Source organism: Crossiella sp. CA-258035 (assembly GCF_030064675.1).
Lineage (GTDB): Bacteria > Actinomycetota > Actinomycetes > Mycobacteriales > Pseudonocardiaceae > Crossiella.
On sequence record NZ_CP116413.1, the window covers coordinates 7,407,908 to 7,426,990 of the forward strand.

Genomic DNA, 19,083 nt, shown 5'->3' on the forward strand with positions numbered 1-19,083 from the left:
GATGGAACTGACTGTCGCCATGGGCGCGGTCCGCCGCTGCCCGCCCGTTCTCCCCGCCGGTCGCTGACCTCTTCTCCGCGCGCGGCTGGGGTGTAGTCACCTAGGAGACCCAGCGTGCGCAGGCACGAGTACGACAACGCCTTCAGTTCCACCCGCACTCCGCGTCGCAAGAAGCGCTTCGACGACGAGGAGCCGCGCGACGCGACCCGGCGACGGCGGTTCGAGGAGCTCTCCCGGTCCGAACGCGGACCAGCGCCGATTCCGGAATGGCTGGTGACCGACCCGGACGTCACCGACGTCGAGCTGGGTGTGCTCAAGACCGGCAAGGAAGCCGACGTGCACCTGATCGAGCGGACCGGCGCGGACGGGACCTCCTGTCTGCTGGCCGCCAAGCGGTACCGGGCTCGCGAGCACCGCATGTTCCACCGCGACGCCGGGTACCTGGACGGTCGCAAGGTCGCCGAGTCGCGGCAGATGCGCGCGATGCAGCAACGCACCTCCTTCGGCCGCGACGTGATCAGCCAGCAGTGGGCGGTCGCCGAGTTCGCCGTGCTCAGCCGGTTGTGGCTGGCCGGTGTGCCGGTGCCGTACCCGGTGCAGCTGGCCAACACCGAGCTGCTGCTGGAGTTCCTTGGCGAGCCCGACGGCACCGCCGCGCCCCGGCTGGCCCAGCTGCGCCCGGACCCCGACGAGCTGCGCGGCCTGTGGCGGCAGCTGGTCCAGGCGCTGCTGGAGCTGGCCGGACAAGGCCTGACCCACGGCGACCTGTCCGCGTTCAACCTGCTCGTGCACCGCGGGCGGCTGGTGCTGATCGACCTGCCGCAGGCGGTGGACCTGGTCGCCAACCCGGCGGCGGGCAGCTACCTGGAGCGCGATGTGCGCGGGGTGTGCGACTGGTTTGTCAGCCGCGGCATGCCACCCGCGGTGGCCGACCCGGAATGGCTGGTCGAGCTGCTGGCCAGAGAGGCCGGAATCCGTTGATCGGCTGAGTTGTCAGGGCGGTCCGGTGGGCAACGCGCGTCCGCCGGGCCGCCCCTACGCTGACCAGTGCTGACGTTAGCTGGCTCACTAGGAGCTGGATCGGTGCGGAGCTTCTCCGGACACCAGCTACACTGATCGGGTACCGCGATCGGGCGGACGACACATGTCCCCGCCCGGCCACATGAACGGCCCGTGGTGCCAACCACACCCACCAGAGGCGCGCAACGCGCCGGGCTCGTCCTTGCGATCAGCTCCCGAACCGCCATCCATGGCGTGGGGCATCCCCGAGACGTGCCACGTCTCGGAGGTCATCTGTGTCCGTTGACACATCTGTCAGTCCCGCTCGCCCTGAAGACGCTGCCGGCGTCGTCGAGCAGGCGGTTCCTTCCTTCAGCGAGCTTGGCCTGCCCATCCAGTTGGTGCAGACGCTGACGCGCAAGGGCATCATCACCCCGTTCCCGATCCAGGCCGCCGCGATGCCGGACGCGCTCGCCGGCAAGGACGTGCTCGGCCGTGGTCAGACCGGTTCCGGCAAGACCCTGGCCTTCGGCCTGCCGATGCTGACCCGTCTCGCGGGCTCGCACGCGAAGCCGCGCCAGCCGCGTGGCCTGGTGCTGGTGCCGACCCGTGAGCTGGCCATGCAGGTGCAGGACTCGCTCACCGACTATGCCGACGCGCTCGGCCTCAGCTGCCGCATGGTCGTCGGGGGCACCTCGTTCCCGAAGCAGATCAGCGCGCTGCGCCGCGGCGTCGACCTGCTGATCGCCACGCCCGGCCGACTGGCCGACCACGTGCGCCAGGGCACCGCGGACCTGTCCGAGGTCACCGTGACCGCGCTGGACGAGGCCGACCAGATGGCCGACATGGGCTTCCTGCCCCAGGTCCGCGAGCTGCTCGACCTGGTCGCCCCGAATGGTCAGCGGCTGCTGTTCTCCGCGACCCTCGACGGTGATGTGGACAAGCTGGTCCGCCAGTACCTGAAGAACCCGGTCACGCACTCGACCGCGCCTTCCTCGGCGAGCGTGACCACCATGGACCACCACGTGCTGTTGATCTCCGCCGAGGACAAGAACACCATCGTGGCCGAGGTCGGCGCCCGTGAGGGCCGCACGATCATGTTCGTGCGGACCAAGCACACCGTGGACCGCCTGACCAAGAAGCTGCGCAGCCTGGGCGTTCGCGCCGGCGCGCTGCACGGCGGCAAGACCCAGGGCGCGCGCACCCGCACGCTGGCCGAGTTCCGCGAGGGCATCGCCCCGGTGCTGGTCGCCACCGACGTCGCCGCCCGCGGCATCCACGTCGACGGCGTCAGCCTGGTGCTGCACGTGGACCCCCCGGCCGACCCGAAGGACTACCTGCACCGCGCCGGGCGCACCGCCCGCGCCGGCGAGTCCGGCACCGTGGTCACCCTGGCGCTGCACAACCAGCGCCGCTCGGTGCAGGCGATGACCGGCAAGGCCGGCGTCAGCCCGGTGACCACCAAGGTCCGCCCCGGCGACCAGGCGCTGATCGAGCTGACCGGCGCCCGCGAGCCCAGTGGCGTGGCGATCCCGGACGAGCCGGAGCGCCCGCAGGGCCGCCGCAAGTTCGGTGACCGGCCGGAGCGCGGCGAGAGCGGCGGCTACCGCGGTCGCAGCAGCTGGGGTGACCGTGGCCAGGGTGGTCGTCCGAACCGCTTCAAGCCGAGCACCGACGAGCGTGGCGGGGCCTCCCGCCGGGACTTCACCGAGACGCGGCGCGAGGGCGGCGAGGGCCGTTACGAGGCCAATCGCGGTGCTGACAACCGCTCGCAGGAGCGTGGCGAGTACCGGGGCAACGGCGGCGGCTACCGCAGCGCCGAGGGTTACCGGGGCGGCGACAACTACCGCCGCAACGACGACCACCGCGGCCCGCGTCAGGGCGGCTACCGCGACGGCGCCGCCAGGGACGCTGCCCCCAGGGACGGTGCGGCCAGGGACACCCGCGAGGGTGGCTACCGGGAGAACCGCTCCTACGGCAACCGCTACCCGGAGAACCGCAACGGCGGCTCCTACGGCGAGAACCGCTCCTCCTACGGCGACAACCGCGGCACCGGTGAGCGCACCGGCGGCTACCGCGGCGGTGACAACCGCTACCGCTCGGACAACCGCGCCGGTGGCGAGAGCCGTTATGACAACACCCGCTCGGAGAGCCGGCACAGCACGGGCGGCAGTGGCGGTGGCGACAGCCGCTACCGCACCGAGAACCGTTCCGGTGGCGACAACCGGCGCGCCGGCGGCGAGGGCTGGCGCGGCGAGGGCCGCCCGAGCGCCAACCGCGGCGGCTGGCAGCCGCGCAGGCACACCGGTGGCGCCACCCGCCGCCCGAGCGCGGGTCGCTGACCAACAGCAGTACTGACGGGGACGGCCCCGGCGCCAATCATCTGGCGCCGGGGCCGTTCTCTTTGTGCGTGCTGCGGCTGGGGTCCGGTCGGGCGCTCAGCGCTTGGAGCCCGGATCGCTCAGCGCCCGGATCGCTCGGTGCACCCGCGGTTCGCCGCTCGGCGTGGCACGGGAGCGGCGGCGCCCGTTCAGCCGGAGCGGCCGGGTAGTTCCGCGGCAAGCCCCGCGACCGGCCCGACCACGATGATCGCGGGCGGCCGGATGTCCTCGTCCCTGACCGCCGCGCCCAGCCCGTCGAGCGTGCAGCGCAGCACGCGCTGGCTCCGCGTCGCGCCTTCCTGGATCACCGCGACCGGCGTGTCCGCGGGCCTGCCGTGCTCCACCAATGCGGCGGCGAACGCCTCGGCCCGCTCCACCGCCATCAGCAGCACGAGCGTGCCGCGCATCCGCGCCAGCAGCGACCAGTCCACCAGCGAACGCGGGTCATCCGGCGCGACGTGCCCGGAGACCACCACCACCTCGTGCGCCACCCCGCGGTGCGTCACCGGCACCTCCGCCAGCGCGGGCACGGCGAACGCGCTGGTCACCCCCGGCACCACGGTGACTGGCACACCGGCCTCGGCGCAGGCGATGAGCTCCTCGAAACCGCGTCCGAAGACATAGGAGTCGCCGCCCTTCAAGCGGACGACGAACTTCCCGGCCAGCGCGTTCTCGATCAGGGTCCGGTTGATGAACTCCTGGCTGGCGGCGCGCCCATACGGGATCTTGGCCGCGTCGACGACCTCGACCTGCGGCGGCAGGTCCTCCAGCAGCTCACGCGGGGCCAGCCGGTCGGCGACCACCACATCCGCCCTGGCCAGCAGCCGCCGGCCGCGCACGGTGATCAGCTCCGGGTCACCGGGTCCACCGCCGACCAGCGCGACACCCGGCAGCTCACCGGCCTCGCTGTCCTCACCGGCCCGCTCGGCGGTGCGCTCGTGGGCGTCGTCGAGCTGCCCGGTGCGCAACGCGTCCAGCACGGTGTCGCGCACCGCGGCGGAGCGCAACGGCCGTCCACCGGAGAGCACCCCGAACAGCAGCCCGTCGTGCTCCCCCATCGCGGGCGTGACCGCGGTGCCCTTGGCGCCGATGTCAGCGCGCACGCAGAACACCCGCCGCGCCTCGGCCTCGGCGACCACCGCAGCGTTGACCTCCGGGTCGTCCGCGCAGGCCAGCGCGTACCAGGCGGCGTCCAGGTCGCCCTCGGCGTAGCGCCGCCGGGTCCAGGTGATCTCGCCGGACTGGGCCATGGCATCCACCGCGGGAGTCGCCTCGGGGGCGATCACTTCGACCGCCGCGCCGACCGCGACCAACCTGGGCAGGCGGCGCTGGGCGACGGTCCCGGCGCCGATGACGACAACCCGGCGGCCGGTGAGGTCCAGCCCGGCCAGATAGTGGTGCTCTGCGTGCATGGCAGACAGCATGCCCGGGCACGAGGCGAAGTCCACGATCACGTCACCGAGCTGTGTCGATGACCATAGCCGCCGCCAAGTGGAATATTCATCGTGCTGACATGAGGAGGGACGACCCTCGGTCGCCCCTCCTCGGCCAGCTTGTCAGCCGGCCAGCTCTGTCAGCCGATCAACGTCGATCAACCGGCCAGCGCCGATCAGCTGGTCAGCGCCGGGTAGTCGGTGTAACCGCGGTGGTCGCCGCCGTAGAAGGTGGCCGGGTCCGCCTCGTTCAGCTCCGCACCAGTGCGGAACCGCTCCGGCAGGTCCGGGTTGGCCAGGAAATGCCTGCCGAAGGCGACCAGGTCGCTCGCGCCGTCGGCGATCGCCTGCTCACCGTGCTCCTTGCCGGTCGGCAGGCCGTCGTTGACCGGGGAGAGGATGACAACACCCGGCCACTGCGCGCGCAGCTTCTGGGTGAACTCGCGGCCAGCGCTCTCCACGATGTGCAGGTACGCCAGGTTGAGCGAGGCGATCTCGCGCAGCAGCGCCGGGTACAGCTCCTCGGTGTCGGTCTCGGCGGTTCCGTTGAAGGTGTTCGCCGGCGAGATGCGCAAGCCGACACGCTCCGGACCGATGGCCTCGGCGACCGCGGTGGCGACCTCGACGGCGAACCGGATGCGGTTGTCCACCGAGCCGCCGTACTTGTCAGTGCGCTGGTTGGTGTTGCCGGCCAGGAACTGGTGGATCAGGTAGCCGTTCGCGCCGTGCAGTTCGACACCGTCGGCGCCGGCGCAGATCGCGTTGCGCGCGGCCTCGGCGAAGTCGCGGACGGTCTGCTCGATCTCGGCGGTGGTCAGCTCACGCGGCGGTTCGTTGTCGAGCGGGCCCTCGTAGGTGTAGGTCTGCCCTTCCAGGAGCACCGGGGACGGCGCGACCTGCGATTCGCCGTCGTGCAGCGCGGGGTGGCCGACGCGGCCGGTGTGCATGAGCTGGATGAAGATGCGCCCGCCCTTGTCATGCACGGCGTCGATGACCCGCCGCCAGCCCGCGACCTGCTCCTCGGTGTGCAGACCGGGCGTGGTCACGTAACCCTGGCCGATCGCCGACGGCTGGGTGCCCTCGGTGACGATCAATCCGGCGCCCGCGCGCTGGGCGTAGTAGGTGACCATCAGGTCGGTGGGCACCCCGGCCCGGTCGGCACGGTTGCGCGTCATCGGGGACATGACGATGCGGTTCGCCAAGCCCAGACCGCCGACCTTCGTCTCGTCGAACAGGATGCTCACGTACTTCCTCCAAGGTTGCCCACTGACTTACCTATCGTAAGCATCCTGATGAAAGGTGAGCTTGTCAAGCGGAAGGCGCTAATCGGAGGTAAGCTGCGCAAATGGACCAGATCACCCCCTACTGTCCGCAGTTCCAGGACGCCATGGAGGTGCTCGGTCGCCGGTGGACCGGGGCGATCGTGCGCGCCATGCTGGCCGGCCGGACCCGCTTCTCGGAGTTGACCGAGACCATCCCCGACCTGACCGACCGGCTGCTGTCGATCCGGCTGAAGGAGCTGGAGAGCGAGGGCATCGTCACCCGGCATGTGGAACCGACCCGGCCGGTGCGCATCGAGTACCGGCTGACGGACAAGGGACGCGAGCTGGCCGACGTGGTGACCCTGCTCGGCGACTGGGCGCACCGGCACTCCACGCCCGAACAGAAGGCCGCCTACGCCGCGGCCAAAGCAGCCGAGTCCGCCGAGTCCGCGGCGACGGAACCAGCCAGACAAAGCTGAGTCTTATTCGGAAACAGAAAAAGCTCTGCCTGCCCCGGGCGGCGGATGGGGCAGGCAGAGCGGTCTCTCTTCGGCGCGATCAGCACACTGGATGCGGAATTGACCGCCCGCCGCGAACACGTCGCGGATTACCACTTCACACTCGGTTCTTCGGCACCGTGGCGTCGGGGGGCTTCGGATAATCATTCGCCACTACACGTGCCGCAGTGGCCACCACTTGCCTGCCGTGACAGGCCCGTTTCTCGACCTCCCCGAGTCTGGCCCGACTACGTCCCGGTGCTGACTCAATGCCAACACGCGGCCAACCAGCTGGTCAACTGCACGGAAGTTGGATTCGCCAGACCCTGCGGAAACACGTGCAGCGACGATCACACGACGGTCACGGCCACAGAAGTGACCAAACCAGCGAGTTCCCGGCGCCCGGGTACACATTCGGCTGAACTCGCACACGCGACCGGTTCCCGCTGGCGCGATTTCCTCAGCTCCGCGCACCCCTGTGGACAACCGGAACACCGATCACGACGGCGGTGCTAGCGTCGAAATCGGCCGGGTCCAACTCGGCCAGCGGAATCCACCGGGCGGTCTGATCGGACCGGCCCGGGTCGCGGACCACACCGGCAGGGGTGTTCGGTCCGCGGGACTCCACCAAAACCGAGAGGACCTCGTCCGCCCAGGTTCGCCAGGCGGTCGTGGGACTCAGCCGCAACGGCAGATCGCTCGCGGCGAGCACACGCAGGCGCTGTTCCTGTACGGGCCACGGTTCGGTCGCGGACAGGGTCAGCTCGATGTGGCCGCCGGGCGCAGTCGCGCCGCCATGAGGTGCCGCGTGCACATCCGACGCCGCGCCCGGGGAGAGCGCCGCAGTGAGACGCGGTGCCGTGCCGGGGTGTGACGAGGCGTCGGGATGCGGTGCTGCGCCAAGGGCTGACGCCGCGTCGGGGGCTGCTTGCGGGCCTCGGTGCGGCGGCACACCTGCATGCGGTGGGATGCCCACCTGCAGCGGCATGTCGGCATGCGGTGGCATGTCCGCGTGCGGTGGTGCCTCTGCGTGCGGTGGTGCCTCTGCGTGCGGCGATGTCTCTGCGTGGGGTGCTACTTCCGCGTGGGGTGCTGCCTCCGAGTGGGGCGGTGGCCCAGCGGGTGGCCGTGCCTCTGCGTGCGGCCGTACCTCTGCATGGGGCGGCGACCCCGCGTGCGGAGATGCCTCCGCGCCTGGTGGTGGCTCTGCGTGCGTCGGGGTGTCTGCGTGCGTTGGGGTGCTGCCGGACTGGGAGCTGGCCGGGAGTGGGTCGGCGTTCGCGGTCGGCTCGGTGTTGGCGTCCGGGGTGGCGTCCGGGTGGGGTGGCTCGGCGGTCTGGTGCGCGCTGCCGCTCGGTGAGGCGTTGGCTGGAGTGCTCAGCAATGTGGTTGCCGCGACCGCTGCTGGGGACAGGCCCGGGACGGTGACCACGGTGACTTCTGGGCCGATGGCTGGGGCCGTTGGGCTCAGCAGGGCCACGGCGCGGCCGGTGGTGGCCAGCTCGACTGCCTGGCGGGCCGCTTCGTCCGGGTTGCCGCTGGACCAGAGTTCGGTGCCGGGGCGGACCAGGGTGCGGACCTGGTTGAGGGTGTCCTCGGTGCCGACTACCACGGCGGCCTTGCGTAGTTCGGTCTCGGCGCGGGGGACGCGGAGGTCCGGGCTGCCGGGGCCGAGGTCGATCACGGCCAGGCGGCCCCTCGGGCGGATGCGGGCGGCGGCGACGGTGACGTTGCCGCGGATGGTTTTCTCGGCGGCGAGTTCGGTGGGGGCGCCGTGGGCGAGGGTGGTGGCGGCGTGCAGGGCGGCGGCTTCGGCGACGCTGGGGGTGCCGGTGGTGGTGTGGGTGTGCGGGCTGGGGTTGGGCACGGGGATGGCGGCCAGGATGGTGGCCGCGTAGTGTAGCAGGCGGGGGGTGCGGGCGGTCCAGAAGCCGTGGTCCTCGACCGCTTCGAGGATGCCGGGTTCGGTGGCCTTCGCCTCGACAGTGGCGAAGGCGAGGATGGCGCGGTGGTCCAGGCGGTGCTCATCGGTCAGGGCGGCGACCGCGGTGGTGACAGCGGTGGTGGACACACCGCTGGTGGAGCCGACGCCGACGATCAGGGTGCGCGGGACGATGCGCAGCACGTGGCCGTCGGGTTCGGGGCTGGGCAGGCGGTCGTCCAGCAGAATCGTCCACTGTGGACTTTCGTCGCCCAGGGGGGCGTTGGCGAGTAGGACGTTGGACGGCAGGGCGGGCAGGGGGAAGCCGAGGGGGTTGGCCAGGCGGACGCGTTCGCCGGCCAGGACGGCGGCGCCGCAGGCGGTGAGGTCGCCGTCCACCGCGGCGTCGAGGAGTTCGACCAGGTCGTCCAGTGGGGTGGTGCCGGTGGCGTGGTCGGCGGCGGTGACCACGGCGGTGCCGCCGAGGATCTCGGCCACCTGCGCGGCCAGGTCACGGGCGTTGCCCGCTGGGCCGTCGATGAGGGCCACGGCGAAGCGTTCGGCCTCGTCGACGCAGACCACGGCCGGGTCGTTGTGGCGTTCCCGCAGCAGGGGGGCGACCAGGCGGATGGCCGAGTCGGTGGCGAGCAGGAAGACCGCGGCGTCCAACTGGGGCCACAGGCGTTCCAGGGCGGGGCGGATGGGGCCGTCGGCGAGGACGGCGGCCGGGCCGAGGCGGCCGGCGAGTTCAGCGGCGGCTTGCCTTCCGGCGGCGCTCGCCGCGAACAGCCCGATCACGCGCCAACGCTATCCGGCGTCCTCGCGGCGGCCGAACAGCAGGGTGGTCGGGTTGACCGCGGTGAGGGTGCTGGAGCCGTCGGCCAGGGTGCTGAGTCGGGCGGCGGTGAGCTGACAGCCGTCCACCTGGTAGCCGCCGGCGCGCAGCGCGTTGCGGCAGGAGGCGACCTCGTCCAGGGCGTTGAGGCCGACCACGACGCGTTCCGCGCCGACCGCGGCGCAGGCCTCGACGACCTTGGGACCGCCGCCGCCGACGTACACCGCGTCCGGGGTGGGCAGGCCGGAGAGCACCGCGGGGGCCTCGCCCTCGACCATGCGGACGTCCACGCCGTGGTTGACCGCGTTGGCCACGATCCGCATGGTGTGCACCGGGTTGCGCTCCACCGCGATCACCGCGGCGCCCAACCGTCCACATTCGACACCGATCGCGCCGGAGCCCGCGCCGACGTCCCACACCAGCATGCCCGGCCGCGGCGCGAGCCTGGCCAGCGCGACCGCGCGCACCTCGGCGCCGGCGACCATGCCGTCGCGGTGGGCGAACGCCTCCTCGGGCAGCGCCCAGCCGCCGACCGCGGGCACCGGCTCGCCGCCGAGGTACCAGCCCGGTTCCGGCACCAGACCGGGATCGGTCAGGCACAGCACCAGGTTCGGGTCCTTCCAGCGGCGCTTCGCGGCCTTGGCCGGGGAGATCGAGGAGATCTTCTCGTCGGGGCCGCCGAGGTCCTCGGCCACGATCAGCGTGCGCCGCCAGCCCAGCAGACCGGCGGCGATCTCGGCGGGACCGGCCACCCCCTCGGTGAACACCGCGACCGCGGGGCGGGCGCGGCAGACGTTGAGCGCCTTGCGCAGTTCGCGGCCCAGCGCGTTGACCACCGTGACGTCGTCATTGGGCCGGCCGACCCGGGCGAGCAGGTGTTGCACGGTGGTCAGCGCGGGCACCACCTGGGCGCGGATGTTGTGCGCCCGGAGCTCCCGCAGGATCCCGAAGAAACCGGGGTCGCCGTGGTCGAGCACCACGGCGGGACCGTCCTCGTCGGTGAGCGAGCCGAGCGCGGCCAGCGCGGGCCCGACCGGACCGAGCTCGATCCGGCGCGCCCCCTCCGGCGCGTGGAGTTCCAGCAACCGGCGCTTGCCGATGACCAAACGCGCGTCGGCAAGGGCTTTCTGCGCGTCGGGGACCAGGGGACCGCCGTCGACGCCGACCACCGTGACCGTCATGTCGCCACCCACTCCGCCTCGGTTACGGCCACCACCGGCCGCCCTGAAGTCGATCATGGCAACGCCGCGCCGGATCCGCTGGCTCGGCTCGCCGATGAACCGTTGAAGTACCCGAGTGGCGGCAGGCTGGCGGCGGTGACGCCGCGCGTCCCGCTAAGTCGTCGTCGGCCGTCATCGGGTCAGCTGTTCCGCGGAGTCCGTTTGGTCCGCCGGGTGGCGGTGGACTTCGCCTTGCTCTTGCCCGCGGTGGACTTGGCCGCCGCGGGCGCTTTCACCGCGGGCTTGGCCGGGGTGGCCGCCTGCGGTTCGCTGTGGGGGGCCTCGACGGAGACGGCGACCTTGGCGGTCTCGCCTCGCGGGGCCGGGGCGGGGGACGTGGGCTGGGGGCTCGCGGCGCTGGCGGGCCGGGCATTCGCGGACTGGACGCTGGTGGGCTGGGTTCCGGCGAGCTGGCCGCCGTTGGACTGGGTGCCGGTGGACTGAGCGCCGGTCAGCTGAGTCTCGGTGGGCTGCGCGGCGGTGGGCCGTGGGCCGGTGTCAGCCGCGTGCGTGGCCGGAAGTGCTTGGGCCCCAGGGGTTTGTGTGCTGGCACCCGACTGGGGAGCGCCCTTCTGCCCGTCGTGCAGGGCCAGAGTCACCTGGCCGGAGCGGGTGGCGGACGCCGCGGCGGCGCGCTTGGAGGCGCCGGTGCGGTAGCGGGCGCCTGCGCGGGAGGAGCGGGTGGACTCGAGCTGGTCGCGGCCGGACCAGCGGGTGCTGGGGGTGGCGGCCGGGGCCTCGGCCTCGACGATCTGGTCCGGGGGCTGGGCGGCGGCGAGGCGTTCGGCTCGGCGGGCGGTGAAGTCGCCGCGACGGTAGCTGGTGGGGCGGGTGCCGGGCTGGTAGAGCCGGGGGCGCTGGCTGCCGGGGCGCAGGACCTGGCCGATGAGGAACAGGGTCTGGCGCCAGAGCTTGTGCTCCTTGACCGTGCCGGCGAGCTCGCCGAGGGTCGTCTGCACGAGCAGCTCGTCTGGCCAGCTGGTCTTGTAGGCCACCACGACCGGGGTGTCCTCGGCGTAGCCGCCCGCGCGCAGTTCCTCGACCAGCTGCTCGGTGCGGGCCGCGGACAGGGCGACCGCCATGGTGCCGCCGTGGGCGGCCAGCTCGCGCAGCTTGGCGCCGTCGGGCAGCGCGCCGGTGTCGCCCTCGGGCCTGGTCAGCACCACGGGGGCGGAGTCGGCGAATGGGCTCAGCTCACGTCCGGCACTGGCCGCGGCGGCGGAGAGGGCCGAGACGCCGGGGATGATCTCGACTTCCAGGCCGATCTTCTGTGCGGCGTCGTACTGGTCCTGCACCGCGCCCCACAGGGCGGCGTCGCCGGAGTGCAGGCGGACCACCGACTGCTTCTTCACCGCGGCCCTGCGGTAGACCTCGAGGACCTGTTCGTGGTTCACCCGGGAGCAGTCGACCAGCTCGGCGTCCTGGGCGGCGTGTTCACGCACGCAGTCGGCGTCGACCACGGCGGGCGACCACACCACGATGTCCGCCTCGGCGATCCGTCGCGCGCCCCGCAACGTGATCAGGTCGGCGGCACCGGGCCCCGCGCCGATGAACGAGATCCGACCACTCACAACTGTTCCCCTCTCCCGCGGCAGGCGGAAGGACTTCTCTGTCCACTTCGGACTTGGCGCCGGGGTCGCGAGTCGGTGTGCACCGAGCCCCCGGCGAGTAGGCGACGACGTTACCGCCTGCGATCCCGGCCACTCGCAGCCCGGTCCCCGCTAAGTCAAGATCGCCACTTCACGTAGCCACCGCTGCGCCGATTTGTCGGAGCTGCGGCTGTCCACCTAGGACAGTTGTGACTGTGTGTGTCGGGCAATCGATGGCTTTGGCTAAATGCGGGTCGGTCTAGCCCCTCGATCCGGCGTTCAGGGTTCGCGGGTGGCGAACTCGGCGCAGTGCCGGACGAAGCGGGCGATGGCGGCCGGGTCCTCGGCGGGGTGGGTGTGCAGATAGGAGGCGTGCACGCCGCCGAGCACGTAGCCCTCGGCGCGCGGGTGGCCGTCCTGCCGCCAGGCCCAGGCCGCCGTATCGCTCGCGGCGGGGACGAGTTCGGTGCGGTGGAACTCGTGTGCGGTGCGGCGCGTTCCGGCCTGCTGCAGCGCGGAGTCGGTGATCGCGACCGCGTCCCGGTAGCCCAGGGTGAGCTTGGGGGTCATCCGGGCGTCGGCGGGCAGCACGCCGCACATGGGGCGGCCGTCGAGTTCGCGAGCGAGGTAGAGCAGGCCGCCGCACTCGGCGTGCACGGGCGCGCCCGCGGTGGCCAGCGCGGCGACCGCGGCGCGCAGCGGGGCGTTGGCGGAGAGCTCCTCGGCGTGCTGCTCCGGGAAGCCGCCGGGCAGCACGAGTCCGGCGGTGCCCTCGGGCAGGGACTCGGCGCGCAGCGGGTCGAACACCGCGACCTCCGCGCCCGCGGCGGCCAGCAGTTCGGCGTGCTCGGCGTAGCCGAAGGTGAACGCGGCGCCGCCGGCGATGGAGATGACCGGTCGTCTCGGGTGCGGATCGAGACCGGGATCCCAGGTGGCGGGCGGCAGAGGTGGGGCGGAGCGGGCCAGGCGCAGGACCGCGTCCAGGTCGACCGCGCCGGCGACCTTGTCCGCGAGGGCGTCCACCACCTCGGTGGCGGCGCGGCCGTGTTCGGCGGCGGTGACCAGGCCGAGGTGCCGGGAGGGCAGCTCGAAGGCCGGGTCGCGGGGCAGGCTGCCGAGCACGTCCAGGCCGACCTCGGCGCAGGCCTCGCTGAGCACCTGGGTGTGCCGTTCGGAGCCGACCTTGTTGAGCAGCACCCCGGCGATCCGCACGGCCGGGTCGTAGCTGCGGAACCCGTGCAGCAACGCGGCCAGGCTGCGGCTCTGCCCGCGCGCGTCGACCACGAGCACGACCGGCGCGTCCAGCAGGGTGGCCACGTGCGCGGTGGAGCCGTGGCCGGGGGTGCCCAGGCGGCCGTCGAACAGGCCCATCACGCCCTCGATGACGGCCAGGTCGGCGTCCCGCGCGCCGTGTGCGAACAGCGGGCGGACGCGGTCCTCGCCGCAGAGCACCGGGTCCAGGTTGCGGCCGGGACGGCCGGTGGCCAGCGCGTGGTAGCCGGGGTCGATGTAGTCAGGGCCGACCTTGCCCGGCGCGACCCGCAGTCCGCGTCTGCGCAGCGCGGCCATCAGGCCGGTGGCCACCGTGGTCTTGCCGGCGCCGGAGCCGGGGGCGGCGATGACCAGCCGGGCTACCACTCGATCCCCCGCTGTCCCTTCTGCCCGGCGTCCATCGGGTGCTTGACCTTGGTCATCTCCACCACCAGGTCGGCGGCCGCCAGCAGCGCGGGCGGCGCGTACCGGCCGGTGATGATCACGTGCTGGTGACCAGGGCGATCGCTCAGGGCGGCCACGACCTCCTCGACGTCGACCCAGCCCCAGTGCATCGGATAGGTGAACTCGTCGAGCACGTACATGCCGTGCCTGGCCTCGGCGAGGCGGCGGGCGATCTCCTGCCAGCCTTCGCGGGCGGCCTCGGCGTGGTCGGTCTCAGTGCCCTTCTTGCGGGTCCAGGACCAGCCCTCGCCCATCTTGTGCCACTCGACCGCGCCGCCCTCGCCGGTCTGCTCGTGCAGGCGGCCGAGCGCGCGGAAGGCCTCTTCCTCGCCGACCTTCCACTTGGCGGACTTGACGAACTGGAACACGCCGATGGACCAGCCCTGGTTCCAGCCGCGCAGCGCCATGCCGAACGCGGCGGTGGACTTGCCCTTCATCTCGCCGGTGTGCACCACCAGCAGCGGCCGGTTGCGGCGTTGCCGGGTGGTCAGGCCGTCGGCGGGCACACTGGTCGGCTGTCCTTGGGGCATCGGGTTCCCTCCCGGCTCAGGCCGCGCGGGCGGCGCGCACGACGCCTGCCATGCGGTCGGCGGACAACTCGTCAAGGCTCAGGCAGGTCGCGCCCAGGGCGAGCGCGAGCCGGGCGGCCAGGCCGAGGCGGACCATGCCGTGCTCGCAGTCCACCACGATCGCGGCGACACCGTCGGCGGCCAGCAGGGCGGCGGCGCGCAGGGCGTCGCGGACCGGGTCGCCGTGCACGCCGACGGTGGCGCGGCCGTCGGTGACCACCACCAGCAGCGGGCGGCGGCGCGGGTCGCGCAGGCGTTCGGCGGCCAGGGTCTTGCGGGCGCGCAGCAGGCCATCGGCCAGCGGGGTGCGGCCGCCGGTGCGCAACCGCTTGAGCCGGGCGGCGGCCGCGTCCACCGAGGAGGTCGGCGGCAGGGTCAGCTCGGCGCCGCCGCCGCGGAAGGTGACCAGGCCGACCTTGTCCCTGCGCTGGTAGGCGTCGCGGAGCAGGGACAACACGGCGCCGCTGACCGCGGACATCCGCTTGCGGGCGGCCATCGAGCCGGAGGCGTCCACCGCGAAGAGCACCAGGTTGCCCTCCTTGCCCTCGCGGACCGCGCGGCGCACGTCCTCGCCGCGCAGCAGCAGGCCGGGTCCGGTGCGGCCGCGACCTGCCTGGTGCGGGGCGGCCGCGGCGACGGTGGCGGACAGGTGCAGGCCGTGACCGTCCACTGTGGACGGACGGACCACCCGGCCGAACTCCGAGCGGGACCGGGACCGCCGGCCGGGCGCGCCCTCGCCTAGGCCGGGAACCTGGAGCAGGCGGGCGCGGAAGGCGGGGGCAGGGGCGGCCGGGGCCTGTTCGCCGCCGCCGGCGGGCTGGTCGCCGGCGGGGGTGGACTGGTTGTCAGGGGCGGGCCGCTGGCCGTCCGGGGCGTCGGCGGGCGGGGTGGCGTTCTCGCCGTCGTCCTGGCCGCCGCCGGGGCCGTCGGGGTCGTCATCGGGGTCCGGTTGCGGCGGATCGGCTTCCTCGGCCGCGGCGGCGAGGGCCTGCTGGAGCTGCTCCTCCTCCAGGCCGGGCTCGTCGAAGGGGTCGCGGCGCTTGCGGTGCGGCAGGGCGAGGCGGGCGGCGACCTCGATGTCGCTCGCGTCGACCTCGGGCGCGCCGCGCCAGGCGGCGTGCGCGAGCGCGGTGCGGGCCACCACCAGGTCCGCGCGCATGCCGTCGACCTCGAAGGCGGCGCACAGCGCGGCGATCCGGCGCAGCTCCACATCGGGCAGCACGACCGCTGACAAAGCGGCGCGGGCGGTGGCGATGCGGGCGGCCAGGTCCCGGTCGTCAGGGGCGAAGCGGGCGGCGAAGGCGGCCGGGTCGGCCTCGTAGGCCAGGCGGCGGCGGACCACCTCGGTGCGGGTGTCGGTGTCGCGGGCGGCGAGCACGGTGACGGTGAGGCCGAAGCGGTCCAGCAGCTGCGGCCGCAGCTCGCCCTCCTCCGGGTTCATCGTGCCGACCAGCAGGAAGCTGGCCGCGTGCGAGATGGACACGCCTTCGCGCTCGACGTGCGCGCGGCCCATGGCGGCGGCGTCCAGCAGCAGGTCGACCAGGTGGTCGTGCAGCAGGTTGACCTCGTCCACGTAGAGCACGCCGCGGTGCGCGGCCGCGAGCAGGCCGGGCTGGTAGGCGCGGACGCCCTCGGTGAGCGCGCGTTCCAGGTCCAGCGAGCCGACCAGGCGGTCCTCGGTGGCACCAACCGGCAGCTCGACCAGCCTGGCCGGGCGGGTGGTGGCCGCGCCGTCGTGCGGGGCGTCCGGGCAGTTCGGGTCGGGGCGGGCCGGGTCGCAGGCGAAGCGGCAGTGCTCGACCACCTCGGCCGGTGGCAGCAGGGCGGCCAGGCCGCGCACGATGGTCGACTTCGCGGTGCCCTTCTCGCCACGCACCAGCACTCCGCCGATGCCGGGGTGGACCGCGTTGAGCAGCAGGGCGAGCCGGAGATCGGGATGTCCGACCACAGCGGAGAACGGGTAGCCGACGGTCATGCGCGAAGTCCTTCCTCGGGTGTCCACGCCCGGGTCGGGAGGCCGAGGGGGACGAGTCTCCTGACTCCCGGAACCGTTCCTGACGAAACCGTTCCGGTCACAGTGGCGGGACCGTCCCGGACTCGCACCGGGTTCCTCGCTCACCCCTCGCTGACAAAGCAGTTCGCATCGTCGCACACGATCGCCGCGGCCAGGCCGTCTCGCTGATCACGCTTGTCATCGAGTGGCGAGCACGCGCAGCGGGGCGCGGAAGGAGAGCAGGCCGAGCATCGGCGGTTCCGGCTCCAGCAGGCGCAGGTGGGGCAGCCGCCTGGCCACCTCGGTGAGCACCACGGCGGCCTCCGTCCTGGCCAGTCCGGCGCCGAGGCAGAAGTGGCGGCCGTGGCCGAAGGCCAGGTGGCGGCGCGGTTCGGGGCGGGCCGGGCAGAAGGACTCGGGGTCGGCGAAGACCTCCGGGTCCGAGCCCGCCCCGGCGAGCAGGAGCAGCAGGTGCGCGCCCTGCGGCACCCGCACTCCGGACAGGGTGGCCGGGCGGGCGGCGACGCGGCGCCAGGTGTTCACCGGCGGTTCGCGGCGCAGCACCTCCTCCACGCAGGCCGCGGCCAGCTCCTGGTCACCGGCGGCCAGGCGCGGCCACAGGTCGGTGCGCGGGATGAGCCGGTGCAGCAGGGTGCTGAGCAGCTGGCTGGTGGTCTCCTGACCGGCGATGAGCAGGAAGTAGCAGACGCCGACCGCCTCGGCCACGCGCAGCGGCCGGTCGCCGGGCGCGCGGTGTGCGGCGAGCTGGCCGAACAGGTCGGGGCTGCCGGGGGTGGCGGCGCGGATGCGGGCGGCCAGCCACTGGTGGAACTCCCCCGCCGCCTCCGCGAGGTCCTGGTGGCGGCCGGGGCCGGGGCGGCCCCAGAACAGCTCCAGCGAGGCCGCGCTCCACGCCTTGAGCACCGGCAAATCCACTCCGGTGATGCCGAGCAGCTCCAGCAGCACCCGGCAGGGCAGCTCCGCGGCCAGCCCGGCGACCAGGTCGAACTCGCCGGTGGCCGGCAGGCGGTCCAGGTACTCGGCGGCGAGGGCGCGGATGCGCGGTTCGGCGGCGCGCACCCTGGCCGGGGTGAAGTAGCCGGCGACCAGGCGGCGCAGGCCGGTGTGACTGTCGGTGCCGTTGTTGGCCAGGGTGGGCGGCAGCGAGAACCGGGCCCTGGCCAGCACACGCAGCTGCGGCGGCGGGACCGGGGTGATCGCGGTGAGCGCGTTGTCCGGCACGAACCCGGCGGGGTCGGCCAGCACGGCGCGGATGTCGGCGTGCCTGCTGACCAACCACAGCCCGGTGTGCCGGTCGTGGTGCACGGGGGCGCGCTCGCGCAGCTCGGCCAGGTGCGGCCAGGGGTCGCTGACAAAACCCGGGCCGAAGAGGTCCAGGTCGTCGAGGGAACGCCGCGCTGCCCGCACGGGCAGAACGGTAGCCCGGCTGATGCGACACTCCGGGCGTGACCTCGACCACCAACGACGTCTTCGGCTGGCTGGACACCCGCTCGCGGGCCCGCGCCAAGGCCGGGCTGACCCGTTCGCTGCGGCCGCGCGCCGCCGGGTCCGCGGACATGCTGGACCTGGCCTCCAACGACTACCTCGGCCTCACCCGGGACCCTCGGGTCACCGAGGCCGCCGCGGCCGCCGCCCGCTACTGGGGCGCGGGTGCCACGGGATCGCGGCTGGTCACGGGCTCGACCGAGTTGCACGCCGAGCTGGAGCACGAGCTGGCCGAGCACTGCGGGGCGGAGGCGGCGCTGGTCTTCTCCTCCGGCTTCCTGGCCAACCTCGGCGCGCTCACCGCGTTGTCCGGGCCGGGCACGGTGCTGGTCGCGGACGCGCACAACCACGCCTCGCTGATCGACGGCTGCCGGTTGTCCCGCGCCGAGACCGCCGAGGCCGGGCACTGCGATCCGGCCAGGGTCGCCCAGCTGCTGGCCGAGCGGGTGAAGAAGCGTGCCCTGGTGGTGACCGACTCGGTGTTCTCCGTCGACGGCGACCTGGCGCCGCTGGCCGAGCTGGCCGCGGCCTGCCGGGCGCACGGCGCGGCGCTGGTGGTCGACGACGCGCACGGGCTGGGCGTGCTGGGCGAGGGCGGGCGCGGCGGGGTGCACGCGGCAGGGCTGGCCGGGGCGCCGGACGTGGTGGTCACCACCACGCTGTCCAAGTCGCTGGGCAGCCAGGGCGGAGCGGTGCTCGGGCCGCGGCGGGTGATCGCGCACCTGGTGGACACTGCGCGCGGGTTCATCTTCGACACCGGCCTGGCCCCGGCTTGCGCGGGCGGCGCGCTGGCCGCGCTGCGGGTGCTGCGGGCCGAGCCGGAGCTGGCCGGGCGGTCCCGGGGCGTGGCGCGGGAGCTGGCGGAGCGGCTGGGCGCGGCCGGGCTGGCGGTCAGCTCGCCGAGTGCGGCGGTGGTGTCGGTGCGCGCGCCCTCGCCCGCCGAGGCGGTGGCGTGGGCTGGGCGGTGCCGGGCGGAGGGCGTGCAGGTCGGCTGTTTCCGGCCGCCGTCGGTGCCGGACCAGGTGTCGCGGCTGCGGCTGACCGCGCGGGCGGACCTGTCCGCGGCGGAGCTGGACCGCGCGGTCGCGGTGATCACGCGCACCGCCCCGCGACCGGGCGGCTGACGCGAACAGCGGTGTCCGCTACTCCATCCGTGCCCGAT

The 19,083-nt window shown here is 73.5% G+C and carries 13 protein-coding genes and 1 riboswitch; of the genes, 4 read left to right on the forward strand and 9 right to left on the reverse strand.

All coding sequences use genetic code 11. The annotated features are described in order from the left end of the window. The first annotated feature begins 114 nt into the window (after positions 1-114). Entirely contained in the window at positions 115-981 is an 867-nt protein-coding gene (locus tag N8J89_RS33285) for a serine protein kinase RIO (protein WP_283660940.1), read from the forward strand. 410 nt (positions 982-1,391) lie between these two features. Continuing rightward, entirely contained in the window at positions 1,392-3,341 is a 1,950-nt protein-coding gene (locus tag N8J89_RS33290; protein ID WP_283666312.1) for a DEAD/DEAH box helicase, read from the forward strand. A gap of 188 nt (positions 3,342-3,529) precedes the next feature. Here N8J89_RS33290 and cobA read toward each other — a convergent pair whose 3' ends face one another. Beyond that, on the reverse strand, positions 3,530-4,792 hold the full coding sequence (gene cobA / locus N8J89_RS33295; protein ID WP_283660941.1) for a uroporphyrinogen-III C-methyltransferase: 1,263 nt from the start codon (positions 4,790-4,792) through the stop codon (positions 3,530-3,532). A gap of 197 nt (positions 4,793-4,989) precedes the next feature. After that, positions 4,990-6,057 (reverse strand): alkene reductase, encoded by a 1,068-nt coding sequence (locus tag N8J89_RS33300; protein ID WP_283660942.1) that lies wholly within the window; start codon positions 6,055-6,057, stop codon positions 4,990-4,992. Positions 6,058-6,158: 101 nt separating this feature from the next. Here N8J89_RS33300 and N8J89_RS33305 point away from each other — a divergent pair, with 101 nt between their 5' ends. Beyond that, positions 6,159-6,554: a winged helix-turn-helix transcriptional regulator gene (locus N8J89_RS33305; RefSeq protein WP_283660943.1), complete on the forward strand. Its 396-nt coding sequence runs from the start codon at positions 6,159-6,161 to the stop codon at positions 6,552-6,554. A 478-nt stretch (positions 6,555-7,032) separates the two neighbouring features. Here the strand turns inward: N8J89_RS33305 and N8J89_RS33310 are convergent, their stop codons facing one another. The 7 genes from N8J89_RS33310 to N8J89_RS33340 form a co-directional block, all read right to left on the reverse strand. Then, on the reverse strand, positions 7,033-9,291 hold the full coding sequence (locus N8J89_RS33310; protein WP_283660944.1) for a cobalamin biosynthesis protein: 2,259 nt from the start codon (positions 9,289-9,291) through the stop codon (positions 7,033-7,035). A gap of 9 nt (positions 9,292-9,300) precedes the next feature. Continuing rightward, positions 9,301-10,509, reverse strand: a complete 1,209-nt coding sequence (gene cbiE / locus N8J89_RS33315; protein ID WP_283660945.1) for a precorrin-6y C5,15-methyltransferase (decarboxylating) subunit CbiE — start codon at positions 10,507-10,509, stop codon at positions 9,301-9,303. Positions 10,510-10,688: 179 nt separating this feature from the next. Beyond that, complete coding sequence (locus N8J89_RS33320) at positions 10,689-12,119, reverse strand: cobalt-precorrin-4/precorrin-4 C(11)-methyltransferase (protein ID WP_283660946.1); 1,431 nt, start codon at positions 12,117-12,119, stop codon at positions 10,689-10,691. Between the two features lie 297 nt (positions 12,120-12,416). Beyond that, positions 12,417-13,775 carry a cobyrinic acid a,c-diamide synthase CobB gene (locus tag N8J89_RS33325; RefSeq protein ID WP_283660947.1) on the reverse strand — a complete coding sequence of 453 codons (1,359 nt, stop codon included), beginning with the start codon at positions 13,773-13,775 and terminating at the stop codon, positions 12,417-12,419. Continuing rightward, on the reverse strand, positions 13,769-14,383 hold the full coding sequence (gene cobO / locus N8J89_RS33330) for a cob(I)yrinic acid a,c-diamide adenosyltransferase (protein WP_283660948.1): 615 nt from the start codon (positions 14,381-14,383) through the stop codon (positions 13,769-13,771). The genes N8J89_RS33325 and cobO overlap by 7 nt, the downstream gene beginning before the upstream one ends. A gap of 16 nt (positions 14,384-14,399) precedes the next feature. Then, complete coding sequence (locus N8J89_RS33335; protein WP_283660949.1) at positions 14,400-16,397, reverse strand: putative cobaltochelatase; 1,998 nt, start codon at positions 16,395-16,397, stop codon at positions 14,400-14,402. Between the two features lie 33 nt (positions 16,398-16,430). Further along, positions 16,431-16,579: riboswitch (cobalamin riboswitch) on the reverse strand. A 34-nt stretch (positions 16,580-16,613) separates the two neighbouring features. Then, positions 16,614-17,843: a cytochrome P450 gene (locus tag N8J89_RS33340; protein ID WP_283660950.1), complete on the reverse strand. Its 1,230-nt coding sequence runs from the start codon at positions 17,841-17,843 to the stop codon at positions 16,614-16,616. A 38-nt stretch (positions 17,844-17,881) separates the two neighbouring features. On the opposite strand from N8J89_RS33340, the gene N8J89_RS33345 reads away from it, so the two are divergent. Then, positions 17,882-19,045 (forward strand): 8-amino-7-oxononanoate synthase, encoded by a 1,164-nt coding sequence (locus N8J89_RS33345; RefSeq protein ID WP_283660951.1) that lies wholly within the window; start codon positions 17,882-17,884, stop codon positions 19,043-19,045. Positions 19,046-19,083 lie beyond the last annotated feature (38 nt).